The sequence below is a fragment of the Bacillus sp. FSL W8-1127 genome, from assembly GCF_038006725.1.
GTDB classification, from domain to species: Bacteria; Bacillota; Bacilli; order Bacillales; family DSM-4216; genus Bacillus_O; species Bacillus_O smithii.
In genome coordinates this window covers 1-25,971 of record NZ_JBBOVU010000001.1, presented here as the reverse complement: position 1 = coordinate 25,971, position 25,971 = coordinate 1, and the positions used below count along the sequence as shown (strand labels likewise).

The window sequence follows — 25,971 nt, the reverse complement described above, 5'->3', positions numbered from 1 at the left end:
GATTGCAAATTCATGTGGTTAGACAAAATGAGACATTAACTAGCATTGCCCGAGAGTATAACATAAACGCAAATGCTATTGAAACGGCCAATCAATTGCCGAATCCCGATCATCTGGTAATCGGGCAAGCGATTGTCATTCCTACTTCTGGGAGCTTTTATACTGTTCGTAGGGGGGACAGCCTTTGGTCCATTTCCCGCAGATATGGCTTATCTCCTGAAGAACTTGCTCGCGTAAACGGAATTTCAGTAAACACAGTGCTAAGAGAAGGATTGCGCCTGTTTATCCCCCCATCGCGGAAACGAAATGCAGAATTTAACGCCTATGTTGAGCCTTTTGGAACCTCTGTATCGCCAGAACTCGAATCCAGCGCAAGAGAAGCCGCTCCTTATTTGACTTTTTTGTCTCCTTTTAGTTTTCGAGCAAAAAGGGATGGAACTTTGGACACGCCTCCCCTGGGCAATTTGGCGGCCATTGCTTCACAATACCGCAATATTCTCGTGATGGTCATTACGAATCAAGAACAGGGCCAATTCAGTGCCGAGTTGGGTCAGATTTTGTTGAACGATCAACAAATTCAAAACCGCTTTCTCCAAAATATTATCTCCCTTGCCAACAGATACCACTTTCGAGACATCCACTTTGATTTTGAATACCTTCGCCCCGAAGATCGGGAAGCCTATAATCAATTTTTAAGAAAAGCAAAAGACCTCTTTTCTCGCCAAGGATGGTTCATTTCCACTGCTCTTGCTCCAAAAACAAGTGCAGACCAAAAAGGGAGATGGTACGAAGGACACGACTATAAAGCCCACGGAGCCATCGTTGATTTTGTCGTCATTATGACATATGAATGGGGATACAGCGGCGGCCCTCCAATGGCCGTATCACCTATTGAACCTGTACGTCAAGTTCTTCAATATGCTGTTTCATTAATTCCTTCGCAAAAAATTTTAATGGGGCAGAACTTGTACGGTTATGATTGGACTTTGCCGTTTGTGCCGGGAAGAGATACGGCAAAAGCCATTAGCCCGCAGCAGGCTATTCTCTTGGCAGTGAAATACAACGCCGCCATTCAATATGACCAACAAGCTCAAGCCCCGTATATCGACTACATCGATGAACAAAATCGAAGGCATAAAGTATGGTTTGAAGACGCTCGTTCCATTCAAGCAAAATTTGATTTAGTGAAAGAACTCAATTTAAGAGGCATGAGCTATTGGAAACTAGGTCTTTCTTTCCCTCAAAATTGGCTGCTTCTAGCTGACAATTTCAATCCCGTCAAAAAATAAAAGCGTCATTGAAAGTGTGGCTGCCTGCATTCTTCGGTACAGATCAGCTGTGCCTCCAATAAAAGTCTAAACGGATGAAAGATTCTGTTTCAAGAGCGGGACAAAAAGACATAAAAAAATTCGCTACATAGTTGTAACGAATTTTGTACAATATCTCCAATATTATGCGCTTGTGAGTGATGGCGGAGGAGGAGGGATTCGAACCCCCGCGCGGTGTAACCCGCCTGTCGGTTTTCAAGACCGATCCCTTCAGCCAGACTTGGGTACTCCTCCATACGGACAAAAAATAATTTATCACAATCAATGAATAGTGTCAATAACCAAAAATATAAGAAGAAGGCAGAAGTTTTTTTCCTTCTGCCTATAAAGTTCCGATGACCCGTTGAAAGCATCTTTTCAATCAGGTCCCTTTCCTTTATTTTTCCGGGCGGATCGCTTCTTTTCCTCCCATATAAGGACGGAGTACTTCCGGAATGATCACACTTCCGTCCGCTTGCTGATAATTTTCTAAAATGGCTGCTACGGTACGTCCAATAGCCAAGCCAGATCCATTTAACGTATGGACATGTTCCGGCTTTGCATTTTTTTCTCTGCGGAAGCGGATATTCGCTCTTCTCGCTTGGAAGGCCTCAAAATTGCTGCAAGAAGAAATTTCGCGGAACGTATTGTAGCTTGGAAGCCATACTTCAATATCATATTTTTTAGCCGCTGTAAATCCTAAATCCGCCGTACACATGCTCATGACTCGATACGGAAGTCCTAAAAGCTGCAAAACTTTTTCTGCATGCCCTGTCAATTTTTCCAATTCTGCATAAGAATCTTCAGGTTTGACGATGCGGACAAGTTCGACTTTATTAAATTGGTGCTGACGGATTAATCCCCTCGTATCTCTTCCCGCCGAACCCGCTTCAGACCGGAAGCATGCACTGTATGCAGCAAATGCAATGGGCAGCTGGTCGCCATCCAAAATTTCATCCCGGAAGTAATTGGTGACAGGCACTTCAGCTGTAGGAATGAGGAAATAATCCTCTTTTTCAATTAAAAAGGCATCTTCTTCAAATTTCGGCAATTGTCCAGTACCTGTCATACTGGCGCGATTGACCATATAAGGAGGGAGAATCTCTTCGTATCCGTGCTCTTCCACATGAAGATCGAGCATAAAACTGATTAACGCTCGTTCCAGTCTGGCGCCTAACCCTCTATAAAACACAAACCGGCTTCCTGTCACTTTAGCCGCTCTTTCAAAATCTAAAATACCTAATTGATCAGCAAGATCCCAATGCGGTTTCGGTTCAAAATCAAAGGTTTTGATATCTCCCCACCTGCGGATTTCCACGTTGTCATCCTCAGAATCGCCAACCGGTACGCTTTCATGTGGAATATTCGGAATGGATAACAACAACTGCTGAAGTTCTTCTTCTACAGTTTTCAATTGATGGTCCAACTCTTTAATTTCGTCCCCGACTTCTCGCATCTCTTGAATCAAATGGTCAGCATTTTGCTTTTCTCGCTTCATTTGAGCAATTTGTTGGGACACATTATTTCTTTTGCTTTTCAATTGTTCGCTTTTCGTAAGAAGCTCTCTCCGCTTTTGATCTAGCGTTTCAAACTTTTCAAAATCAGATAAATCTTCTCCACGGTGCTGCAGACGTTCTTTTACTTCTTCAAAATGATTGCGTAAATACTTGATGTCTAACATTATCGCCACTTCCTTTCCAACGTTTTTATATCCATGAATTCGAACAATCAACTAGACGTTGAAGCTTCCAGGCTCAACCGGTTTCTCTGAATCCACAAAAAAACTCTCATCCCTGTATAAGGGACGAGAGTAACCCGCGTTGCCACCCTAATTGAAAGTTGCACACTTTCCACTTCATCTGGATAACGGCGAGAACCGGAAATGCCTACTCATTTTTTCAGCATTCCACTCCAGGATGGATTCACAAGCATCCCGGTTCGATTTCCACCGACCATCGACTCTCTATGCCAGGGATGTCCTGCTACTATTTCCTGTCATTGCTTTGATCTTCTTTAATTTTCAAGACCAATTTACTATAATTTTTGTTCTCTCGCAAGTTGTTTATACGCGAGCTTGTTTGGCTTCTTTTACCATGTTCAAAAAATACTTCGTAAACCGATAATCATCCGTTAATTCCGGGTGGAAAGAACATCCTAATAGATTGCCTTCCCGTGCCGCTACAATCCGATCTTCATGTTTTGCGAGCACTTCGACATTAGGGCCGACTTTCACAATATGCGGAGCACGAATAAATACTGCCGGGAAAGACTCGCCAACGTCTTTAATATCAAGTTCAGCTTCGAAGCTTTCCCGCTGTCTACCAAATGAATTTCGTTCCACCGTCACATCCATGAGTCCTAAGTGCGGTTGTTGATAACCGACAATTTCTTTCGCCAGTAAAATAAGGCCGGCACATGTTCCAAAAATCGGTTTTCCGCTATTGGCCAATTCTTTAATAGGTTCTAAAAATCCATAGCGGTCGATCAGCCGTCTCATTGTAGTGCTTTCTCCCCCAGGAAGAATCAGCCCGTCCAAATCTTTCAACTGATCGACTTTTTTAATTTCAAACGCTTCTTCGCCGCATGCTTCGACAGATCGAATATGTTCACGAACAGCACCTTGAAGTCCTAGTACTCCAATTTTCATGTTGTTTAACCCCTTACCAACCGCGCTCTTGCATCCGGTTTTCCGGAGAAAGCGTGGAGATTTCCATTCCTTTCATCGGAATTCCTAAATTCTTCGATAATTCTGCAATTAATTCATAATCTTGGTAGTGAGTCGTTGCTTCTACAATCGCTTTTGCAAATCTTTCCGGATTTTCAGATTTAAAGATACCAGAACCGACAAATACTCCGTCCGCTCCCAATTCCATCATAAGCGCTGCATCAGCAGGTGTAGCAACCCCACCAGCCGCAAAGTTGACAACTGGAAGACGACCTTCTTTTTTAATTTGAAGCAATACTTCATAAGGAGCTCCTAATTTCTTGGCTTCCGTCATGAGCTCGTCTTCGCTCATATGAACTACTTTTCGAACTTGCGCGTTGACTTTGCGCATATGGCGAACTGCCTCCACAATATTTCCGGTACCAGGTTCTCCTTTTGTCCTTAACATAGACGCTCCTTCCCCAATTCGACGGGCAGCTTCTCCAAGATCACGGCATCCGCATACAAATGGAACCGTAAATTCTTTTTTATTAATATGAAATTCCTCATCTGCCGGTGTCAATACTTCACTTTCATCGATATAGTCTACACCCATCGCTTCCAGCACACGAGCTTCCACAATATGACCAATTCTTGCTTTTGCCATGACTGGAATGCTAACAGCATTCATAACTTCTTCCACAACGCGCGGATCTGCCATTCTTGCTACTCCACCGGCTGCTCGGATATCAGCAGGGACTCTTTCCAATGCCATAACAGCCACTGCTCCTGCTGCTTCAGCAATTTTGGCCTGTTCAGCATTGACAACGTCCATAATGACTCCGCCTTTTTGCATTTCGGCCATTCCTCTTTTAACCCGATCTGTACCTGTACTCACTTGTAATTCCCCCTTCAGACAAGGACGTCTATATGATTATTTGTTAAAAATTTTGAAATATCCGGGTTTTCCGATATGATTGGAGGATCATATGATTCCCTTGAATTTAAATAAACAACAAAAAAAACCTCCTGTCAATACAAGGAGGTCAAAAACTATCAAAACCAGCTTTTAACTGTGGAAAACATTCCATCGAAAAGATCCCCAATACTTCGTAGTGAAAGGATGAACCAGTTCGCTTTATCCACCGCTTTTGCCGTTACAACCGGGATGCTAGCCTTTTTTTCTTCCTCTTTTGACAAGTATCCCAACGGATTGTTGGTTTCAGAATGGAAGGTTAAATAGCCGACTGTTTCACCTTTTTGAACAGGTGCTTTCAAAGCGCCGTTTTTATCAATCTTTGACCTATCTGGCGTGAAAGAAGCGGTATATTTTTTAGGTTCACCTTTTTTTACGAGGTCATAAAAAGGCTTGTTTGTATAAATGGTCACTTCTTTGTCTTTTCCTTTTTCAACCTTTATCGTTTCGTATCCTTTTAATTGTAATTTAGCCGGATAAATTTTTTGTCGAGAGAACTCATTAAACCCATAATCCAACAGTTTTTTCGTTTCGGTAAATCTGGCATTATAAGAACCTTTTCCACTTGGATCCTTTGCATTCATCACAACAGAAATAAGACGTACATTTCCTCGCTTGGCCGTACCTGCAAAACAATATCCAGCAAAATCGGTTGTCCCTGTTTTTAAACCATCCATTCCTTTGTAAGCAAAAACTAATCCCGGCAACATCCAGTTCCAATTTTCCATATTGATTTCATCGGCTGTTCCAGGGCGAAATTTCTTTTTGGGAATGCTGGCTGTTTTTAACACTTCCGGATAATCTTTTATAAGTCGATAAGCTAATTTTGCAGTAGATCTTGCTGTCATCAAATTTTCATCGTTTGGCCCTGAATTTTTCGGATACATTCCTTTTAAATCTTTGTTGCTTAAACCGGTTGCATTCACAAATTTGCACTGCAAGCCAAGTTCTTTCGCTTTTTGGTTCATTAATTTCACAAAGTTTTCTTCGGAGCCAGCAATGGTTTCGGCGATAGCTATTGAAGCAGCATCGGCAGAATAAATTGCCATGGCTTCATATAATTCTCGTATTTTATACTTTTCTCCTAATCGCAGTGGGACATTTGAAAAATTTCTTTCCTGGGAAATTTTATAAACACGATCACTTACTCGATATTCCGTATCCCAGCTGACCTTTTTTTCTTTAATCGCTTCCAAAAGCAAGTATTCTGTCATCATTTTAGTCATACTTGCAATTCCCAACATTTTATCAGCATTTTTTTCGTATAAAATTTTCCCGGTATCTCCATCTATTAGAATTGCAGCTGCAGCGTTAATATTTGGAGTTTCTTCCGCTTGAGCTTGAACGGGAGATTGAAGTAAAACGGTCAATAGCAACAAGCTGACTAAACAGGCGATACTTTTGTAAACCTTCTTCTTTCTCACTCAATAGCCCTCCATCTTTATATGTACACCTTCGATATTTTATCATACTCTCAAGACAAAAAGTAGACAGAGGATTGGACTACTTTTTATTTTCGAAACGATCACAATGGGCCCATAGGCATGACTATATCCGTAGAATCTTTTTTCCTTTCAGCTTATTTGAAATGTATTAAGTAATCTGGTTCATTTCGTTTTACGGCAAGAATGAAAACTGATTTTATGATTTTTAAAACTTGAATTCTATTAGATTACTAAAGGACTCCCTTTCATTGTGACCTACTTTTAGACCAGAAAAAATAAACGGCGGCAGGGCTATTTCCCTACCGCCTCGAGATTTGTCATGTTGACATCAAAAGCAGATTTCAATCATTAAGACAAAGAATAATTTGGGGCTTCTTTCGTAATTTGGACATCATGCGGATGGCTTTCTCTTAATCCAGCACCTGTCATCCGGATAAATTGAGCATTTTCTCTCAATTCTTCCAAATTTTTGGTTCCACAGTATCCCATGCCCGAACGGATTCCGCCAACCAGCTGATAAATCGTGTCAGCAAGCGGTCCTTTATAAGGAACACGACCTTCAATCCCTTCCGGAACTAATTTTTTGGCATCTTCTTGGAAATAACGGTCTTTTGAACCACTTTCCATCGCACCGATCGAACCCATTCCTCGATACACTTTAAAACGTCGTCCTTGATAAATTTCCGTTTCTCCAGGGCTTTCGGAAGTTCCAGCCAGCAAGCTTCCTAGCATAACAGCATGCCCTCCGGCAGCCAACGCCTTGACAATGTCTCCGGAATATTTGATTCCACCGTCCGCAATAATCGCTTTTCCGTATTTTCTTGCTTCCGTTGCACAATCATATATCGCTGTTATTTGCGGCACGCCTACTCCAGCCACAACGCGCGTCGTACAAATCGAACCAGGTCCGATCCCAACTTTCACAATGTCTGCCCCTGCTTCAATTAAAGCTCTTGTCGCTTCTGCAGTTGCAACGTTACCGGCAATAATATTGAGTGTCGGATAAGCGGCCCGTATTTCTTTCACGGTATTAATAACTCCTTGCGAATGGCCATGCGCGGTATCAATGACAATGACATCGACATTCGCCTTTACCAACATCTCCACACGTTTCATCGTGTCTTTCGTAACACCTACAGCAGCACCCGCTAAAAGCCGTCCTTTCTTATCTTTCGCAGAGTTCGGAAACTCAATCACTTTTTCAATATCTTTAATCGTAATTAATCCTTTTAATACACCGTTCTCATCAATCAATGGCAGTTTTTCAATTTTATGCTTCTGAAGGATTTTTTCAGCTTCTTCTAATGTCGTCCCAACCGGAGCCGTTACTAAATTCTCTTTTGTCATCACTTCAGAAATCTTGATGGAATAATCTTGTACAAACCGTAAATCCCGGTTCGTAATAATGCCGACTAATTTTTGTTCTTGTTCATTGTTTACAATCGGGACCCCGGAAATTCTATACTTGCCCATCAAATGTTCAGCATCATACACTTGATGTTCAGGCGTTAAAAAGAAAGGATCCGTAATGACGCCGCTCTCTGACCGTTTCACCTTGTCAACTTGCTCCGCCTGCTGTTCAATGCTCATATTTTTATGAATAATCCCCAATCCGCCTTGACGAGCCATGGCAATCGCCATTTCCGCTTCCGTTACGGTATCCATACCAGCGCTGATAATAGGAATATTTAACTTCAATGTTTCTGTTAAAGAAACACTTAAATCCACGTCTCTTGGCAATACATCCGACTTTGCAGGCATCAACAGAACATCGTCAAAAGTTAGTCCTTCTTTTACAAATTTGGTTTCCCACATTTTTTCTCGCCCTCCTAGTCCAAAATATTATTAGTAGGTTATCAATTGGATAAAATACTGTCAAGATATCCACAATAAGTTTGATTTTTCAAACATTTTGGGAGGCAGTTTATCATGATAGAGAACCATTTTGATCCATTCCAAATTTTAAATTATTTTCAGTCCGCTTCCACCTCTCAAAAATATCTATATCAATGCTATAAATCCTTAAATCGTGAACAAGCCACTGCCCTCAGTTTTCATAATAGCACCCGATTTATGCACTTTATCGAACATGGAACATCCTATTTTCAACAAGTACGACAGTCGCCTGTTTCTTTGCAGCCTATTTTGCTTTTTTACGGCACCATTCAATTCATCAAAGCTTGTTTATTAACAGTAGACCCTTATTATCCGGAAAATACATCTGTGCTTGCACACGGCCTCTCCACCAGAAAAAGAAAAAAACAAAATTATCAATTTCTAGATGATGAAGTGAAAATCCAAAAAAACGGTTTATTTATGCATTTTGCCAATAAATTGTTTCACGTGAAACAACTAGAAGGAGAAAAGTTTGTTATGAAACATCTATTGCTTGAAGTACCTGAACTATCGAATGCCTTCAGATTTCTTTTCGGAAAAAACAGCTTTATTCTTCTTGAAAAGAAACAGCACCAATCTTTCTTATTGACAAAAAATATATTAAACGGTTTTCATATGACCGAAACAAGATTCATCGATTACCTGAACAGTAAAATAAGAGAAGAAATGAACATTGAACAACATGATGACCATTATTTTCAGCTTACCTTTCAAGGGAATAAATTAGAGTATCCTCCGATGCGATACCACTTTGAAAATCAAACACTCGCCTTCCCTATAGAAAAAAGGAACTTTTTTCTACCAGAACTAATGGTTCACTATGCCTTGTTGTACAATCTTAGTATGATCGCGAGATATGAAACAGAGTGGTGGCTTGAACTGATAAAAACCAACCCCAATGAAGACTATCCCTTTATTACCCAATTCATGTCAGTATCTTCTCACAAGGTGCCAATTTTTATTGCTCACTACTTGCAGCAATGGCCAATGGAAAAATAGGATTATCTTCTTAAGATTTTTTATTGAAATATTTAGCATACCATTCTTTTTTTCACATCTTTACTCGATTTCTTCTTTTTTCAATTTCACCTTGAAATCCCGCTATGCTAAGTGCGAGCAACTTGGGAAACATGCCTGATTAAAAAAATGGAACAGTCGATCAAAAGTAAACGCAGTCGATTGTTTTATTTAGAAAAAGAGCCACATTAGTTCCTCTCATTCAAGCGGCATCACAACAAGCCAAAACGGTATATCGCTTTCTTCAAACAAAAAAGGACTTGATCAACAGGGATCTGTTCAACAAGTCCTTCTCTATTGCCTGGCAGCGTCCTACTCTCGCAAGGGGAATCCCCTCACTACCATCGGCGCTGAAGAGCTTAACTTCCGTGTTCGGGATGGGAACGGGTGTGACCTCTTCGCCATCGCCACCAGACGGTATGAAGTTGTCGGAACGATTGTTCCTTCAAAACTAGATAGAAGAAGCAGTTTCACCGATTTCGCTTTCTTTTGGTTAAGTCCTCGATCGATTAGTATCCGTCAGCTCCACGTGTCACCACGCTTCCACCTCGGACCTATCTACCTGATCATCTTTCAGGGATCTTACTTTCCGAAGAAATGGGAAATCTCATCTTGAGGGGGGCTTCATGCTTAGATGCTTTCAGCACTTATCCCTTCCGCACATAGCTACCCAGCGATGCCTCTGGCGAGACAACTGGTACACCAGCGGTGCGTCCATCCCGGTCCTCTCGTACTAAGGACAGCTCCTCTCAAATTTCCTGCGCCCGCGACGGATAGGGACCGAACTGTCTCACGACGTTCTGAACCCAGCTCGCGTACCGCTTTAATGGGCGAACAGCCCAACCCTTGGGACCGACTACAGCCCCAGGATGCGATGAGCCGACATCGAGGTGCCAAACCTCCCCGTCGATGTGGACTCTTGGGGGAGATAAGCCTGTTATCCCCGGGGTAGCTTTTATCCGTTGAGCGATGGCCCTTCCATACGGAACCACCGGATCACTAAGCCCGACTTTCGTCCCTGCTCGACTTGTAGGTCTCGCAGTCAAGCTCCCTTCTGCCTTTGCACTCTGCGAATGATTTCCAACCATTCTGAGGGAACCTTTGGGCGCCTCCGTTACCTTTTAGGAGGCGACCGCCCCAGTCAAACTGCCCACCTGACACTGTCTCCCACCCCGATCAGGGGTGCGGGTTAGAATTTCAGTACAGCCAGGGTAGTATCCCACCGGCGCCTCCACCGAAGCTGGCGCTCCGGTTTCCAAGGCTCCTACCTATCCTGTACAAGCTGTACCAAAATTCAATATCAGGCTGCAGTAAAGCTCCACGGGGTCTTTCCGTCCTGTCGCGGGTAACCTGCATCTTCACAGGTACTATAATTTCACCGAGTCTCTCGTTGAGACAGTGCCCAGATCGTTACGCCTTTCGTGCGGGTCAGAACTTACCTGACAAGGAATTTCGCTACCTTAGGACCGTTATAGTTACGGCCGCCGTTTACTGGGGCTTCGGTTCGCACCTTCAAGCAAAGCTTTAAGCGCTCCCCTTAACCTTCCAGCACCGGGCAGGCGTCAGCCCCTATACTTCGCCTTACGGCTTCGCAGAGACCTGTGTTTTTGCTAAACAGTCGCCTGGGCCTATTCACTGCGGCTTCTCGGGGCTATGCACCCCAAAAAGCACCCCTTCTCCCGAAGTTACGGGGTCATTTTGCCGAGTTCCTTAACGAGAGTTCTCTCGCACACCTTAGGATTCTCTCCTCGCCTACCTGTGTCGGTTTGCGGTACGGGCACCTTTTTCCTCGCTAGAGGCTTTTCTTGGCAGTGTGGAATCAGGAACTTCGGTACTATATTTCTCTCGCCGTCACAGCTTGAGGTTAGTGACAACGGGATTTGCCTCGCTGCCCCTCTCACTGCTTGGACGCACATCCAACAGTGCGCTTACCCTATCCTCCTGCGTCCCCCCATCGCTCAAACGGAAAAGAGGTGGTACAGGAATATCAACCTGTTGTCCATCGCCTACGCCTGTCGGCCTCGGCTTAGGTCCCGACTAACCCTGAGAGGACGAGCCTTCCTCAGGAAACCTTAGGCATTCGGTGGAAGGGATTCTCACCCTTCTTTCGCTACTCATACCGGCATTCTCACTTCTAAGCGCTCCACCAGTCCTTCCGGTCTGGCTTCTCTGCCCTTAGAACGCTCTCCTACCGCGGACACCCGAAGGTGTCCACCCGCAGCTTCGGTGATACGTTTAGCCCCGGTACATTTTCGGCGCAGAATCACTCGACCAGTGAGCTATTACGCACTCTTTAAATGGTGGCTGCTTCTAAGCCAACATCCTGGTTGTCTAAGCAATTCCACATCCTTTTCCACTTAACGTATACTTTGGGACCTTAGCTGGCGGTCTGGGCTGTTTCCCTTTTGACCACGGATCTTATCACTCGCAGTCTGACTCCCAAGGATAAGTCACTGGCATTCGGAGTTTGTCTGAATTCGGTAACCCGATGAGGGCCCCTAGTCCAAACAGTGCTCTACCTCCAAGACTCTTTCCTTGAGGCTAGCCCTAAAGCTATTTCGGAGAGAACCAGCTATCTCCAAGTTCGATTGGAATTTCACCCCTACCCACACCTCATCCCCGCACTTTTCAACGTGCGTGGGTTCGGGCCTCCAGTAAGTGTTACCTCACCTTCACCCTGGACATGGGTAGATCACCTGGTTTCGGGTCTGCGACCCCATACTCATGCGCCCTGTTCAGACTCGCTTTCGCTGCGGCTCCGTCTTTCCGACTTAACCTCGCATGAGATCGCAACTCGCCGGTTCATTCTACAAAAGGCACGCCATCACCCGTAAACGGGCTCTGACTACTTGTAGGCACACGGTTTCAGGTTCTCTTTCACTCCCCTCCCGGGGTGCTTTTCACCTTTCCCTCACGGTACTGGTTCACTATCGGTCACTAGGGAGTATTTAGCCTTGGGAGATGGTCCTCCCAGCTTCCGACGGGATTCCTCGTGTCCCGCCGTACTCAGGATCCACCAGGGAGGGAACGAAGTTTCGACTACAGGGTTGTTACCTTCTCTGACGGGCCTTTCCAGACCTCTTCGTCTACCTCGTTCCTTTGTAACTCCACGATTGGTGTCCTACAACCCCAGAAGGCAAGCCTTCTGGTTTGGGCTGTTCCCGTTTCGCTCGCCGCTACTCAGGGAATCGCTGTTGCTTTCTCTTCCTCCGGGTACTTAGATGTTTCAGTTCCCCGGGTTGCCTTCCTTACCCTATGGATTCAGGCAAGGATGCTGCCCCATTACGGGCAGCGGGTTTCCCCATTCGGAAATCTCCGGATCAACGCTTACGTACAGCTCCCCGGAGCTTTTCGGAGTTAGTCCCGTCCTTCATCGGCTCCTAGTGCCAAGGCATCCACCGTGCGCCCTTTCTAACTTAACCATGTTGGTTCTATCCTAGATGGCGATACTCGGTTTATGCTGCTTCTTTCTTCTATCTAGTTTTCAAGGAACAATCAGATTTGGTGGAGCCTAGCGGGATCGAACCGCTGACCTCCTGCGTGCAAAGCAGGCGCTCTCCCAGCTGAGCTAAGGCCCCTTCATTTCTATTGGGTTTTCACATGGTGGGCCTGAATGGACTTGAACCATCGACCTCACGCTTATCAGGCGTGCGCTCTAACCAGCTGAGCTACAGGCCCCCACCAGGAAGGATTGATCCTTCAAAACTGAACAAAACGAAAGCGTACAATTGATATCTGTCCAGCTCCGGCTCCTAGGTGCTCGAGGTCACAATCCATCTTGCTGCGGTGGTTGAAATACTACCTCCTCGCAAGCTGTCTTGTGCTTGTCGCACCTGAACAGTCGCCTCTGCTTTTCTTCTTCCTTAGAAAGGAGGTGATCCAGCCGCACCTTCCGATACGGCTACCTTGTTACGACTTCACCCCAATCATCTGCCCCACCTTCGGCGGCTGGCTCCCGTAAGGGTTACCTCACCGACTTCGGGTGTTGCAAACTCTCGTGGTGTGACGGGCGGTGTGTACAAGGCCCGGGAACGTATTCACCGCGGCATGCTGATCCGCGATTACTAGCGATTCCGGCTTCATGCAGGCGAGTTGCAGCCTGCAATCCGAACTGAGAATGGTTTTTTGGGATTAGCTCCACCTCGCGGTTTCGCGACCCTTTGTACCATCCATTGTAGCACGTGTGTAGCCCAGGTCATAAGGGGCATGATGATTTGACGTCATCCCCACCTTCCTCCGGTTTGTCACCGGCAGTCACCTTAGAGTGCCCAACTGAATGCTGGCAACTAAGGTCAAGGGTTGCGCTCGTTGCGGGACTTAACCCAACATCTCACGACACGAGCTGACGACAACCATGCACCACCTGTCACTCCGTCCCCCGAAGGGGAACCCTCTATCTCTAGAGGTAGCGAAGGATGTCAAGACCTGGTAAGGTTCTTCGCGTTGCTTCGAATTAAACCACATGCTCCACCGCTTGTGCGGGCCCCCGTCAATTCCTTTGAGTTTCAGCCTTGCGGCCGTACTCCCCAGGCGGAGTGCTTAATGCGTTAGCTGCAGCACTAAAGGGTGGAAGCCCTCTAACACTTAGCACTCATCGTTTACGGCGTGGACTACCAGGGTATCTAATCCTGTTCGCTCCCCACGCTTTCGCGCCTCAGCGTCAGTTACAGACCAGAGAGCCGCCTTCGCCACTGGTGTTCCTCCACATCTCTACGCATTTCACCGCTACACGTGGAATTCCGCTCTCCTCTTCTGCACTCAAGTCTCCCAGTTTCCAATGACCCTCCACGGTTGAGCCGTGGGCTTTCACATCAGACTTAAGAGACCGCCTGCGCGCGCTTTACGCCCAATAATTCCGGACAACGCTTGCCACCTACGTATTACCGCGGCTGCTGGCACGTAGTTAGCCGTGGCTTTCTGGTCAGGTACCGTCAAGGTACCGCCCTGTTCGAACGGTACTTGTTCTTCCCTGACAACAGAGCTTTACGATCCGAAGACCTTCTTCGCTCACGCGGCGTTGCTCCGTCAGACTTTCGTCCATTGCGGAAGATTCCCTACTGCTGCCTCCCGTAGGAGTCTGGGCCGTGTCTCAGTCCCAGTGTGGCCGATCACCCTCTCAGGTCGGCTACGCATCGTCGCCTTGGTGAGCCGTTACCTCACCAACTAGCTAATGCGCCGCGGGCCCATCTGCAAGCGGCAGCTTGCGCCGCCTTTCAACCTTCCTTCATGCGAAGGAAGATATTATCCGGTATTAGCCCCGGTTTCCCGGAGTTATCCCCGTCTTGCAGGCAGGTTGCCCACGTGTTACTCACCCGTCCGCCGCTAACTTTCAAAAAGCAAGCTTCTTGAAAGTCCGCTCGACTTGCATGTATTAGGCACGCCGCCAGCGTTCGTCCTGAGCCAGGATCAAACTCTCCAAAAAGAAATTTGACTTGGCTTGTTTCTATCGAAACATTGGTTTACGCTTCGTTTTGTTCAGTTTTCAAAGATCAATTAAGCGACTTTTATATATTATCACATTCAAATTAGTGAGTCAATATTTTTTTAAAAGAAAAAACATGACCAAAAAACTTTCCGCTAGATATGATAACAATGATCTTGAAAGATTTCAACCCCTATTTTCGTATAATGTCTGTTTTTGTTTTTTTGTTTTTTCAAAAGTATAGTTTAAAACAATAGTTAAACTCCTATTTTCAATGAACTGCGAAACAGCTCGAATTTCAATCATCCATTAAATGTAATTTGATTAAAATAACATAAAAGAATATAGGCCTCCGTGATTGAGCTTTAAACTCTTTTAAAGAACCTTATCAATGACCAAATCTCTTTTAGCCGCCATGTCAATCACTTCGTTTGTACCCTCTATTTTAATAATCGGTCTTGTTTTTTCATTGTCATTTACAAATAGAACCGTTGCGATCCTTTGATCCATCAGCTGGATTCTTGTGCCAATCGATAGACGAGCGAAAACACTTAAAAGAGCATTAACAACTTGAATATCAAATTGTCCGAACAAATCATGACGAATCGTTTCGAGCACTTTAAATAACGGTTGTTTTTTCTCATGAACTCTTTCTGAAACCATATGATGAAAAAGATCCGCAATACCTACTATTTGTGAAAGTAAATGGATTCTCTTACCTTTTTCACCAAGAGGATAACCGCTTCCATCTAGTCTTTCATGATGCTGGAGAATGCTAAGCTTCGTTTCCGTCCTCAATAGATTAATGTTTTTGACCATATTATAGCTATGCATGACATGCTGCTTAATGTCATTATATTGAGAAAATAATTGTTTGTCCGGCTTCAAAAGAGTACCATTGATTTTAGCCATGCCGCAATCCGCTAATAAACCCGCCAGTCCCACTTGAATGGACGTCCCATTTCCAAGCTTCATTTCTTGGGCTAAGGAACTGCTGATCATGCCTACAGATACTGCATGATGAAATAAATATTTCTCTTTTGTGGTAAAATCAAGAATTTCAATCAATTTATCTTTTTGAAATTCGATCGTTTTTATTAAAGGCAGAATAATCTTTCTCACAGCATTTATGTCAATTCCCAATCCGGACTGCCATTTTTTGAATTCTCTTTCGTACGACACTACCCCATTCATATACAAATCAAAAAGGTTTGTTTGCTTATTCGTATTTTTTTCAAATTCTTGCGTTCGAACGGCTGACACTGGCGATTGATTTTTGGATTTAGTGAATGAATTCTTCCGTTCCTTGCCTTTTACATCGACAGATGATACGGAAAAGGCTTTCAAGATCTCGATATGCTCATCTGTTAGTACTGTATTTTTAGGAATAATAGGGTAGCCTGAAAGACCTAAAACATCGCTGTTTAAAGTCAGACCCGCTTCCAGCTCTTCCACTCTTACCTCCATTAAGAATCCCTCCATCATTATCTATTACCAATTTACCAAAAAAACTCCAAAATGAAGAGGGAATTAAAAAAATATTGCAAAAAATTATCAATTTTTTCAATTTTTCCATTCATTTCTAATCAATCTAAAATAGTTCTTTTTTTAATCCCAGTATCAAGGAATTTATACAAAAGAAAAAGGTCTATCTTCTCTTTCTTCAATTGAGAGAGAAGATACACCATTTTTAAGACCACCTAATGAACATATATAAATCGATTAGCTTATATGTTTCTCACATCATTACAGTTAGCGGGAAATTTAATGAAGTGTCCTGAAGAAGAAATTTGACCTATTCTTCCGTTTCTTGATCTTCTTCTTTGTCGCTTTCTTCTTTTTCAACAACGGCTACGGTGGCGACATATTCATCTTCGTCAAGGCGAATTAATTTTACTCCTTGTGCATTTCTTCCCGTTCGAGAAATGTCTTGAACATCCATCCTAATTAAAACACCGCCAGCAGTCATGAGCATGATGTCTTCTTCACCAGAAATCGTTTTTATAGCGACAAGAGGACCGTTTTTCGGAGTGATTCTGCAAGTGCGCAATCCTTTTCCTCCGCGCCCTTGAATTCGATATTCAGCTTCATGCGTTCGTTTTCCATAACCGTTTCGAGTAACGATCAGAACTTCTTCGCCATCATGCAGCAATTCCATTCCAATAACTTCATCGTCATCATCCAACGTAATTCCTTTCACACCAGTAGAAGTTCTACCCATCGACCGAACTTCCGTTTCTTTAAACCGAATCATCATGCCGTTCTTTGTTCCAATGACAATATCTTGGTTTCCATCTGTCAATTTAACCGAAATGAGTTCGTCATTTTCCCTTAATGTCAAAGCAATCAAGCCGTTCGTACGAATATGAGCATACTCTCTCAGCGGCGTTCGTTTTGTAATCCCATGCTTGGTCGTAAAGACTAAATACCAATTTTCATGATATTCTTCCACGGCTATCATGGTATTAATCCATTCATCTTTCTCAATTCCAAGCACATTGATGATTGGAATTCCCTTTGCGGTTCTTCCTAATTCCGGTATCTCATACCCTTTCGTTTTATACACTTTTCCTTTGTTAGTGAAAAATAAAATCGTGTCATGGGTCGACGTCGTAATGAGATGTTCCACAAAATCATTTTCGTTCGTTCCCATGCCTTGAATGCCTCTGCCGCCGCGCTTTTGGCTTTTGTAAGTAGAAAGTGGAAGGCGTTTAATATAACCGTTATGAGTGAGCGAAATCACGATATTTTCCTCGGGAATCAGGTCTTCATCTTCAATTTCGTCGACTCCGCTATCCATGATCGCTGTACGGCGTTTATCATTAAAACGTTCTTTAATTTCTAAAAGTTCGTCGCGGATAATTTGCAGTACTTTCTCTTCATCGGCAAGAATCGCTTTTAGTTCAGCGATCAACCGAATCAGATTTTGATATTCTTCTTCAATTTTTTCCCGTTCCAAACCTGTCAACCGCTGCAGCCTCATATCAAGAATGGCTTGGGCTTGTTTTTCGGTCAAAGAAAAACGTTGCATTAAGCCTTGCCGGGCAATATCCGTTGTTTGAGAGGAGCGGATAAGATTAATAATTTCATCAATATGATCGAGTGCAATGCGCAATCCTTCCAGAATATGTGCACGCGCTTCTGCTTTTCGCAAATCAAATTCCGTTCTTCTGCGAATGACAACTTTTTGGTGCTCGAGATAATAATGCAGGCATTGCTTCAAGTTCAATACTTTAGGTTGACCGTCTACAAGAGCCAACAAATTGATGCCAAAACTTGTTTGCAAAGCTGTATGTTTATATAAATTATTAAGCAATACATTGGCATTGGCATCTTTGCGCACTTCGATGACAATTCTCATACCGCGACGGTCTGATTCATCTCTTAAATCCGTAATGCCATCTATTCTTTTATCACGAGCGAGTTCTGCGATTTTTTCAATTAATTTGGCTTTATTGACTTGATAAGGAATTTCAGTGATGATAATGGCTTCTTTTCCGTTGGATTTTGTTTCAATTTCCGCTTTCGCCCGTAGTGTAATCGACCCTCTGCCGGTTTCATACGCTCTACGAATGCCTCTTCTTCCCATAATAAGTCCTGCTGTTGGGAAATCAGGCCCCGGAATGTACTCCATTAACTCTGAAATCGTAATGTCCGGGTTTTTGCTTAATGCTAAAATGCCATCAATGACTTCTCCCAACTGATGAGGCGGGATATTGGTTGCCATTCCAACCGCAATTCCTGATGATCCGTTTACAAGCAGGTTGGGGAATCGGGATGGTAACACTTCAGGCTCTTTTTCAGATCCATCATAGTTATCTTTATAGTCAATCGTGTCTTTGTTTATGTCCCTTAATAATTCCATCGAAATTTTGGACATACGGGCTTCCGTATAACGCATAGCGGCAGCGGGATCACCGTCAATGGAACCGAAATTTCCATGTCCGTCCACAAGCATATAGCGGTAGCTGAAATCTTGAGCCATACGGACCATCGTTTCATAAACGGCGGCATCACCGTGAGGATGGTACTTCCCAATGACTTCGCCGACAATACGAGCCGATTTTTTATATGCTTTATCCGGCGTCATTCCAAGATCGTTCATCGCGTATAAAATACGGCGATGCACCGGCTTAAGACCATCGCGGACATCGGGGATAGCACGGGAGACGATGACGCTCATGGCATAATCAAGAAAGGAAGAACGCATTTCCTGGCTGATATTCACTTCTTGTACTCTAGAACTAGGCATATCTGCCATTTATTAAGAACCTCCTTCATACACACAGTTCCCGGCGTGTCAGCCGTAAGAATCTGTTTTCTTTACGAAGGCAGGATAGACTTTTCATCTATCCTGCTGTATTAAACATCTAGATTTTTTACGTGCAAAGCATTTTCTTCAATAAATTGTCTGCGCGGTTCTACTTTGTCTCCCATCAGCATTTCAAATGTTTCGTCAGCTTCTATGGCATCTTCCAAACTAACTTGAAGCATTGCTCTTGTTTCAGGATCCATTGTTGTTTCCCATAATTGTTCCGGATTCATTTCCCCTAAACCTTTATAACGTTGAATGCCTGGTTTTGGACTTTCTGGAAGACTGGATAAAATTTCGTCCAATTGCCGATCATTATATGCATACTCAATTCGCTTTCCTTGAGAAACTTTATATAAAGGAGGCTGTGCTATATAAACATAGCCCGCTTCAATGATTTGGCGCATATAACGATAAAAAAAGGTTAATAATAACGTACGGATATGAGCACCGTCTACATCGGCATCCGTCATGATGACCACCTTATGGTAGCGGGCTTTTGAAATATCGAATTCTTCCCCGATTCCGGTGCCTAAAGCGGTAATGATCATTCTGATCTCATTGTTGGATAAAATTTTATCCAACCGCGCTTTTTCCACGTTCAAAATTTTTCCTCTCAAAGGCAAAATGGCTTGGAAATGACGATCGCGGCCTTGCTTGGCAGATCCTCCTGCCGAGTCCCCTTCCACAATAAACAATTCGCTGATGGATGGATCGCGTGAAGAACAGTCGGCAAGTTTTCCCGGTAAACTGGAAACTTCCAATGCACTTTTTCTTCTTGTCAATTCACGTGCTTTTTTAGCTGCCAGCCGCGCTCTCGCCGCCATCAATCCTTTTTCTACGATTTTTCTGGCCACGGATGGGTTTTCAAGTAGGTAGGTTTCAAAATGCTCAGAGAAAAGAGCGTCCGTAACGGTGCGAGCTTCTGAATTTCCTAATTTTGTTTTCGTTTGACCTTCAAATTGAGGATTTGGATGTTTAATGGAAACAATGGCGGTCAGCCCTTCTCTGACATCTTCTCCTGATAAATTTTGATCCGAATCTTTTATCAGTCCGTTTTTGCGGGCATAATCATTGATTACTCGAGTCAAGGCTGTTTTAAAACCAGATTCATGAGTTCCGCCTTCATACGTATGAATGTTGTTGGCAAATGAATAAATATTGCTGGAAAAACCTTCGTTGTATTGCAAGGCAATTTCTACTTGAATATCATCTTTTAAACCTTCAACATAAATGGGTTCTTCATGAAGTACTTCCTTGGTACGATTTAAATGAGCGACATAAGACTTGATTCCGCCTTCGTAATGATATTCATTTTTTCTTTTTTGCCCTTCACGGCGATCTTCGATGGTAATCTTGATATTCCGGTTTAAAAAAGCAAGTTCACGAATTCTTGTCGCTAATACGTCATAATCAAACACGGTGGTTTCCGTAAAAATTTCCGGGTCTGGCTTAAAATGAACGGTTGTTCCCGTTCGATCGGTATGACCGATCGTTTTCAAATCTTCTACTGGGACACCGCGCCGGTATTTTTGATAATAAATATTGCCATCCCGATGGACAAACACTTCCAGTTCAGTGGATAAGGCATTAACAACGGAAGCACCAACTCCGTGAAGGCCCCCGGATACTTTATATCCGCCTCCGCCGAATTTCCCGCCGGCATGAAGAACGGTCATAATGACTTCTACTGCCGGACGGCCCATTTTTTCTTGAATGTCCACTGGGATACCGCGGCCGTTGTCAATCACCGTTATACTGTTGTCTTCTTCAACAATGACATTGATTTCACTGCAATATCCGGCAAGTGCTTCGTCAATACTATTATCAACGATTTCCCAGACTAAGTGGTGAAGACCTTTGCTGCTTGTTGATCCAATATACATACCAGGTCGTTTTCTTACAGCTTCCAGACCTTCTAATACCTGGATTTGGCTAGCATCATACGATTGAGAATTTTGTTCGTTCTTATCTATCGCCAAATTCAATCACCTGCTCTTTCTTCAATGCCTTTTCCTGCTTTCACTGCTCGTGCAGCCCCGCCAAAAAACGGGGAAATAACCGCAAAAGCCCGACACAACATAAGCGGGCATCCAATGTTGATTTATATAAACGATCTAAAGATCTGTATACTTCGCATAAATGAGCCGGGTCGAGTGGATCAGGAGGAAATTTCTCCATTTCGTCGGAAGTCGGAAGTTTGTTGAACATACCTTTCCGGACAGCAAATCCCGAATCCGTTCTTGTTAAGGAAATTAAAAATTAAAAACTGAATGACCATTTATGCGGGTTAAATGTTTTTTCAGAGTACCTGAGGCAAACGGTGAAAAATAGATTTGCTCCGTTGTAATGACGATCGATTTACAGTCAGGAGGCAAAACCGATGATTTCGGGATCTTCCCCGTTCTATTCCAATACTGCAAAAGGCTGGGAATATCCGAACCTTTCCGATCCAAAATGGCCACAATATCTTTTGCATGTATTATGCAATCATCTCCTACATGCAAATACATTCTTTTAACCTCCATCTTGTTTTGACACCCTGCCGGCCATCACATGAAAAGTATCTGCTTCTTTCAACGTTTGATGATGAATGCCGTCTGTACTAGTTGTAGTGACAAATGTCTGAACTTTTTCGCGAATGGTGTTCAGCAAATGCGACTGTCTAAAATCATCCAATTCCGATAAAACGTCATCCAAAAGCAGCACAGGGTATTCGCCGATTTCCGAGCAAATTAACTCAATTTCCGCCAATTTTACAGAAAGAGCTGTCGTTCTTTGCTGTCCTTGCGATCCAAAGGTATGAACGTTTTTTCCATTCACCATAAAAACCAATTCATCCCGGTGAGGGCCTATCAACGTGACCCCGCGCTCAATCTCCCGCTCCTTTTGAGAAGAAATTTTTTCTTCGAATACTTCTACCATTTTTGACCAATCGTCATCTTCTAATACATCGATAGACGGACGATAATCGATTTTTAATTTTTCAAGTCCTCTGGAGATTCCGGAATGAATCGGCTGAGCCCATTCTTCTAAAAGCCGGATAAACTCAAAACGTTTTTGAACAATCTTTACCGCTAACGTAATTAACTGTTCATTCAAAACTTCCAGCATCGTTTTGTCGTGCTGCTTATTAGCCTGCAGCTGTTTTAAATAATGATTTCTTTGCTGTAAAACTTTTTGATATTGACTAATATCATGTAAATAGACAGGAGAGATTTGTCCGATCTCCATATCAATAAAACGGCGTCTAACTTGCGGGCTTCCTTTGACTAAATGAAGATCCTCAGGAGCAAACATCACGACATTCAAATTTCCAACATATTGACTTAATCTTTGCTGCTCAATATGATTGGATTTCGCTTTTTTCCCTTTTTTTGAAATCGTTAATTCTAATGGAATCGAGGTATGCCGTTTTTCCACTCTACCTTCTATTTTAGCATACTCTTCATCCCAGCGAATCAAATCTTTATCGTTTGACGTGCGATGGGATTTAGCCATCGCCAATACATAAATCGCTTCGAGTACATTTGTTTTTCCTTGGGCATTTTCCCCGAGTATCACATTCACCTTATTGTCAAAAGTTAATTGCAAAGATTCGTAATTTCTAAAATTTTCCAATACCAGCTCTTTCATGTACATTTACGCGACACCCTTTTTAAGTTCGTGTAATGACAAATTCACCGACGGAAGGAATGACAACGGTATCGCCTGGTTTTAATTTTTTCCCTCTCCGTTGGTCCAGTTCTCCGTTTATATACACTTCGTTTTCACTCAAAAACCATTTAGCCATTCCACCCGTAGAAATCACATTGATCAATTTTAAAAATTGTCCAAGAGTAATGGTGTCTGTATCGATAAAAACCTTTTCTGCCATTCGTGCTCACTGCTTTCCGATTTTAGTATCTAAAATTTAATTTTACTAAAATAATCAGGTAAATTCAAAATCATACTTGTCTCAAAACACCCAAATCCAAGAATGGAATTAAATAGAGATGGCCGCAACTGATTTTCTCTTTCGATCATCCAATAAAAAACTGACCCTTTTAAAGGCCTGCCTTCGCCATAAAATCCACTATAGAAGGAAGAACCTTAAGAGTCAGATACCAGCAAATAGTGAAAACTCTGTATCAAAACCTTTAAACATTTTGTTTGCAGTGATTTAATCTCAAGCCACCCTATAGCATAATGCTTTAAACAAAGATCCGCCTTGCGGTAATCGTTGAGGCACCGCAAAGCGGACAGCTTTCAAATGGATCGAAAACAGTTTAATTACGAAATTAATACGTTCTCACCGGCAAAATAAGCTGCAAAATTGAGTCATCCATAATAGGTCTTATCACAAAGGGGCGCATAGCTCCCGTAAATTGAATACGAATTTCGGTGCCTTCCAACGCTTTTAAAGCATCCATCATATATTTGGCGCTAAATGAGATTTTTAGCTCTTCCCCTTCAATTCGCTGGCTTTTTACCAATTCAATGACCTTCCCGATTTCAGGAGAATTAGAAGAAATTTCAATTTCATTTTGTTCTACGGTGGATAGCTTGACAACATTATTTCGTCCTTCTCTTGCAAGGAGAGAAGCGCGGTCAATAGCTTGCAAAAACTCTTTTGTATTTAATTCAATGGTGGTTTTGCTTTCGGTAGGAATCAGTCTAGATGTATCCGGATAATTCCCTTCCAGCAATCTTGAAAAGAATAAAATATGTTTCATTTTGAATAAAACTTGATTCTCCATAAACACAATTTCTACTGGATCCGATGAATCATCTAAAATTTTGCTTAATTCGCTTAAACTTTTTCCCGGGATCACCACGCTGTATGCTTCTTCAAATTCAGTTTCTACAGCCGCTTTTCTCAGCGCAAGCCTATGGCTATCCGTGGCTACGCAAATAAGTTCATTTCCTTCCACTTTCCAGTTGACACCTGTCAAGATTGGACGTGTTTCTGACGTGGACACTGCAAAAACAGTTTGCCGAATAATGGTTTTCATTAAATCCGCCGGCAATTGAAAAACATTGCCATCTTCAATTTGCGGCAAATGGGGATACTCATCAGGATCCAATCCATTTAAGTTGAACTCTGTTTGTCCGGATCGTATAACGGTTTGGTAATTGCTTTTATTGGTTACTTCGATTTCTACTGTATCGAGTGGCAATTTTTTAACGATTTCGCTAAAAAATTTGGCCTGAAGAACGACAGCACCGCTCTCCTGGATGGTTGCAATTTGAATATCTTCTTCAACGGTAGGAATAAAGGATTTAATCGAAATGTCAGAATCACTTCCAGTTAAGGAAACTCCTTGGTCATCCGCCACAATTTTAATTCCTGTCAATATGGGGATCGTTGTTCTTGAAGATACTGCTTTCATTACATCTTGAACGCTTTGAACAAGACGATCTTTTTGAATGACAAATTTCATTTTCATTGCCTCCAATGAGAATAATTTTATGTTCAAAAACATATATTATTATTTTAAAAAGTCGTAGTAGTAATAATAGTGGCTGTGGATATGTGGATAAACCTGTTAATTATACGAAAACACAGCCTATCCACATGTGGACAGACTGTGGCTAGCCCTAGTCATGTTATTCACAGTACTCCCATTTAGGATTTAAGTTTATTTTTAATTTCAGCAATGCTTCTTTTCAATTGCTCATCCGTTTGCAGCAGCTTGGAAATTTTTTCATGCGCATGAATAACGGTTGTATGGTCGCGGCCGCCAAACTCTTCCCCTATTTTTGGAAGAGAGGAATCCGTGAGCTCCCTTGACAAATACATGGCAATTTGCCGAGGAAACGCAATGGATTTTGTTCTTTTTTTGGCTTTAAAGTCTTCTAACTTCACATTATAGTATTCGCCCACTACTCGCTGAATTTCCTGGATAGTAATTACTTTGGGCTTAGAACTTGGAATAATGTCTTTTAATGCTTCTGCCGCTAAATCAGCATTAATGTCTTTATTGATAAGGGAAGAATAGGCAACAACACGAATAAGAGCTCCTTCCAGCTCCCGAATATTTGTATCTATTTGATTGGCTATATAAAGCATGGCTTCATTAGGGATGTCCAAACCTTCTGCTTTCGCTTTTTTGCGGAGGATGGCAATTCTTGTCTCCAAATCAGGCGGGGTGATATCCGTAATTAATCCCCACTCAAAACGCGATCGCAGCCGATCCTCCAAAGTTGGAATTTCTTTAGGAGGACGGTCACTGGAGATGACAATTTGTTTGCTTTCCTCATGCAGCGTATTAAAGGTATGGAAAAATTCTTCTTGTGTTTGTTCTTTTTTTGCTAAAAATTGAATATCATCAATTAAAAGAACGTCGACATTTCGATATTTATTGCGAAATTCATCGGATTTGTTATCGCGAATCGAATTAATAAATTCATTGGTGAATTTTTCGGATGTTATATAAAGAACTTTCGCCGCAGGATTATGCTCTTGAACGTAATGTCCGATCGCATGCATAAGGTGGGTTTTTCCCAATCCAACTCCCCCATAGATAAACAAAGGATTGTATGCTTTAGCAGGTGCTTCCGCTACTGCAAGAGAAGCGGCATGAGCAAAACGGTTTCCGGATCCAATAACAAATGTATCAAATGTATACTTCGGATTTAACATGCTATGAGGAAAGTCATACTCTTCATCTTTAGATTGGACTTTTTTGGGAACGGGTATGTCATAATCATTTTCTTCCTGATTTTGAGGGATGATAAATTTAATATCGAGTTCTTCGCCAATCAACTCATAGATGACTCCCGCAATTAATTGCGAATAGCGTCCTTCGAGCCAATCCCTAGCAAATTCATTGGGAGCGATAATGATTAGTGTGTTGCCTTGAAGCGCATGGGCTTTGGTTGACTTTAGCCATGTTTCGAAGCTTGGCTTGCTGATCTTTTTTTCAATACTGGCAAGCGCTTTATTCCACAAATCCTCAATATTCTCCAT

Annotated in this window: 15 protein-coding genes, 3 tRNA genes, 3 rRNA genes and 1 other annotated feature; of the genes, 2 read left to right on the top strand and 19 right to left on the bottom strand. The window is 42.8% G+C overall.

Going from position 1 to position 25,971, the window contains the following annotated elements:
* The first annotated feature begins 2 nt into the window (after positions 1 to 2).
* Positions 3 to 1,289 carry a glycoside hydrolase family 18 protein gene (locus NST12_RS00105; RefSeq protein ID WP_340396649.1) on the top strand — a complete coding sequence of 429 codons (1,287 nt, stop codon included), beginning with the start codon at positions 3 to 5 and terminating at the stop codon, positions 1,287 to 1,289.
* 180 nt (positions 1,290 to 1,469) lie between these two features.
* On the opposite strand, the gene NST12_RS00100 is transcribed toward NST12_RS00105, so the two are convergent.
* The 6 genes from NST12_RS00100 to guaB form a co-directional block, all read right to left on the bottom strand.
* Positions 1,470 to 1,562 (bottom strand) — tRNA-Ser (locus tag NST12_RS00100).
* A gap of 142 nt (positions 1,563 to 1,704) precedes the next feature.
* Positions 1,705 to 2,988: a serine--tRNA ligase gene (gene serS / locus NST12_RS00095; protein ID WP_003352267.1), complete on the bottom strand. Its 1,284-nt coding sequence runs from the start codon at positions 2,986 to 2,988 to the stop codon at positions 1,705 to 1,707.
* Positions 2,989 to 3,104: 116 nt separating this feature from the next.
* Positions 3,105 to 3,315: a binding site (T-box leader), on the bottom strand.
* Between the two features lie 54 nt (positions 3,316 to 3,369).
* Positions 3,370 to 3,954, bottom strand: coding sequence for a pyridoxal 5'-phosphate synthase glutaminase subunit PdxT (gene pdxT, locus NST12_RS00090; protein WP_003352268.1), 585 nt, complete (start codon positions 3,952 to 3,954; stop codon positions 3,370 to 3,372).
* 13 nt (positions 3,955 to 3,967) lie between these two features.
* A complete protein-coding gene (gene pdxS, locus NST12_RS00085) occupies positions 3,968 to 4,849 on the bottom strand; it encodes a pyridoxal 5'-phosphate synthase lyase subunit PdxS (protein WP_003352269.1) in 882 nt (293 codons plus the stop codon).
* Positions 4,850 to 5,007: 158 nt separating this feature from the next.
* The gene (locus tag NST12_RS00080) at positions 5,008 to 6,351 is read right to left on the bottom strand and encodes a D-alanyl-D-alanine carboxypeptidase family protein (RefSeq protein WP_003352270.1); all 1,344 of its coding nucleotides are present in this window, start codon (positions 6,349 to 6,351) and stop codon (positions 5,008 to 5,010) included.
* Between the two features lie 369 nt (positions 6,352 to 6,720).
* The gene (guaB, locus tag NST12_RS00075; protein WP_003352272.1) at positions 6,721 to 8,187 is read right to left on the bottom strand and encodes an IMP dehydrogenase; all 1,467 of its coding nucleotides are present in this window, start codon (positions 8,185 to 8,187) and stop codon (positions 6,721 to 6,723) included.
* A 114-nt stretch (positions 8,188 to 8,301) separates the two neighbouring features.
* Here guaB and NST12_RS00070 point away from each other — a divergent pair, with 114 nt between their 5' ends.
* The gene (locus tag NST12_RS00070) at positions 8,302 to 9,267 is read left to right on the top strand and encodes a YaaC family protein (protein WP_341027602.1); all 966 of its coding nucleotides are present in this window, start codon (positions 8,302 to 8,304) and stop codon (positions 9,265 to 9,267) included.
* Positions 9,268 to 9,584: 317 nt separating this feature from the next.
* On the opposite strand, the gene rrf is transcribed toward NST12_RS00070, so the two are convergent.
* The 13 genes from rrf to dnaA form a co-directional block, all read right to left on the bottom strand.
* Positions 9,585 to 9,700, bottom strand: a 5S ribosomal RNA gene (gene rrf / locus NST12_RS00065).
* 74 nt (positions 9,701 to 9,774) lie between these two features.
* Positions 9,775 to 12,707 (bottom strand): 23S ribosomal RNA (locus tag NST12_RS00060).
* Between the two features lie 80 nt (positions 12,708 to 12,787).
* A tRNA-Ala gene (locus tag NST12_RS00055) sits at positions 12,788 to 12,863 on the bottom strand.
* Positions 12,864 to 12,886: 23 nt separating this feature from the next.
* A tRNA-Ile gene (locus NST12_RS00050) sits at positions 12,887 to 12,963 on the bottom strand.
* 189 nt (positions 12,964 to 13,152) lie between these two features.
* Positions 13,153 to 14,707 (bottom strand): 16S ribosomal RNA (locus NST12_RS00045).
* The 16S, 23S and 5S rRNA genes sit together here with 2 tRNA genes alongside, the layout of an rRNA operon.
* Before the next feature lie 375 nt (positions 14,708 to 15,082).
* The gene (locus NST12_RS00040; RefSeq protein WP_328203237.1) at positions 15,083 to 16,174 is read right to left on the bottom strand and encodes an HD-GYP domain-containing protein; all 1,092 of its coding nucleotides are present in this window, start codon (positions 16,172 to 16,174) and stop codon (positions 15,083 to 15,085) included.
* 328 nt (positions 16,175 to 16,502) lie between these two features.
* A complete protein-coding gene (gene gyrA / locus NST12_RS00035; protein WP_048622316.1) occupies positions 16,503 to 18,968 on the bottom strand; it encodes a DNA gyrase subunit A in 2,466 nt (821 codons plus the stop codon).
* Between the two features lie 101 nt (positions 18,969 to 19,069).
* Entirely contained in the window at positions 19,070 to 20,995 is a 1,926-nt protein-coding gene (gyrB, locus tag NST12_RS00030; protein WP_270583207.1) for a DNA topoisomerase (ATP-hydrolyzing) subunit B, read from the bottom strand.
* A gap of 279 nt (positions 20,996 to 21,274) precedes the next feature.
* Complete coding sequence (gene remB, locus NST12_RS00025; protein ID WP_048622315.1) at positions 21,275 to 21,532, bottom strand: extracellular matrix regulator RemB; 258 nt, start codon at positions 21,530 to 21,532, stop codon at positions 21,275 to 21,277.
* Between the two features lie 4 nt (positions 21,533 to 21,536).
* Positions 21,537 to 22,661, bottom strand: coding sequence for a DNA replication/repair protein RecF (recF, locus tag NST12_RS00020; protein WP_048622314.1), 1,125 nt, complete (start codon positions 22,659 to 22,661; stop codon positions 21,537 to 21,539).
* 16 nt (positions 22,662 to 22,677) lie between these two features.
* The gene (gene yaaA / locus NST12_RS00015) at positions 22,678 to 22,896 is read right to left on the bottom strand and encodes a S4 domain-containing protein YaaA (RefSeq protein ID WP_003353420.1); all 219 of its coding nucleotides are present in this window, start codon (positions 22,894 to 22,896) and stop codon (positions 22,678 to 22,680) included.
* A gap of 403 nt (positions 22,897 to 23,299) precedes the next feature.
* Complete coding sequence (gene dnaN / locus NST12_RS00010; protein ID WP_341100009.1) at positions 23,300 to 24,442, bottom strand: DNA polymerase III subunit beta; 1,143 nt, start codon at positions 24,440 to 24,442, stop codon at positions 23,300 to 23,302.
* A 185-nt stretch (positions 24,443 to 24,627) separates the two neighbouring features.
* Positions 24,628 to 25,971, bottom strand: coding sequence for a chromosomal replication initiator protein DnaA (gene dnaA / locus NST12_RS00005; protein WP_341100008.1), 1,344 nt, complete (start codon positions 25,969 to 25,971; stop codon positions 24,628 to 24,630).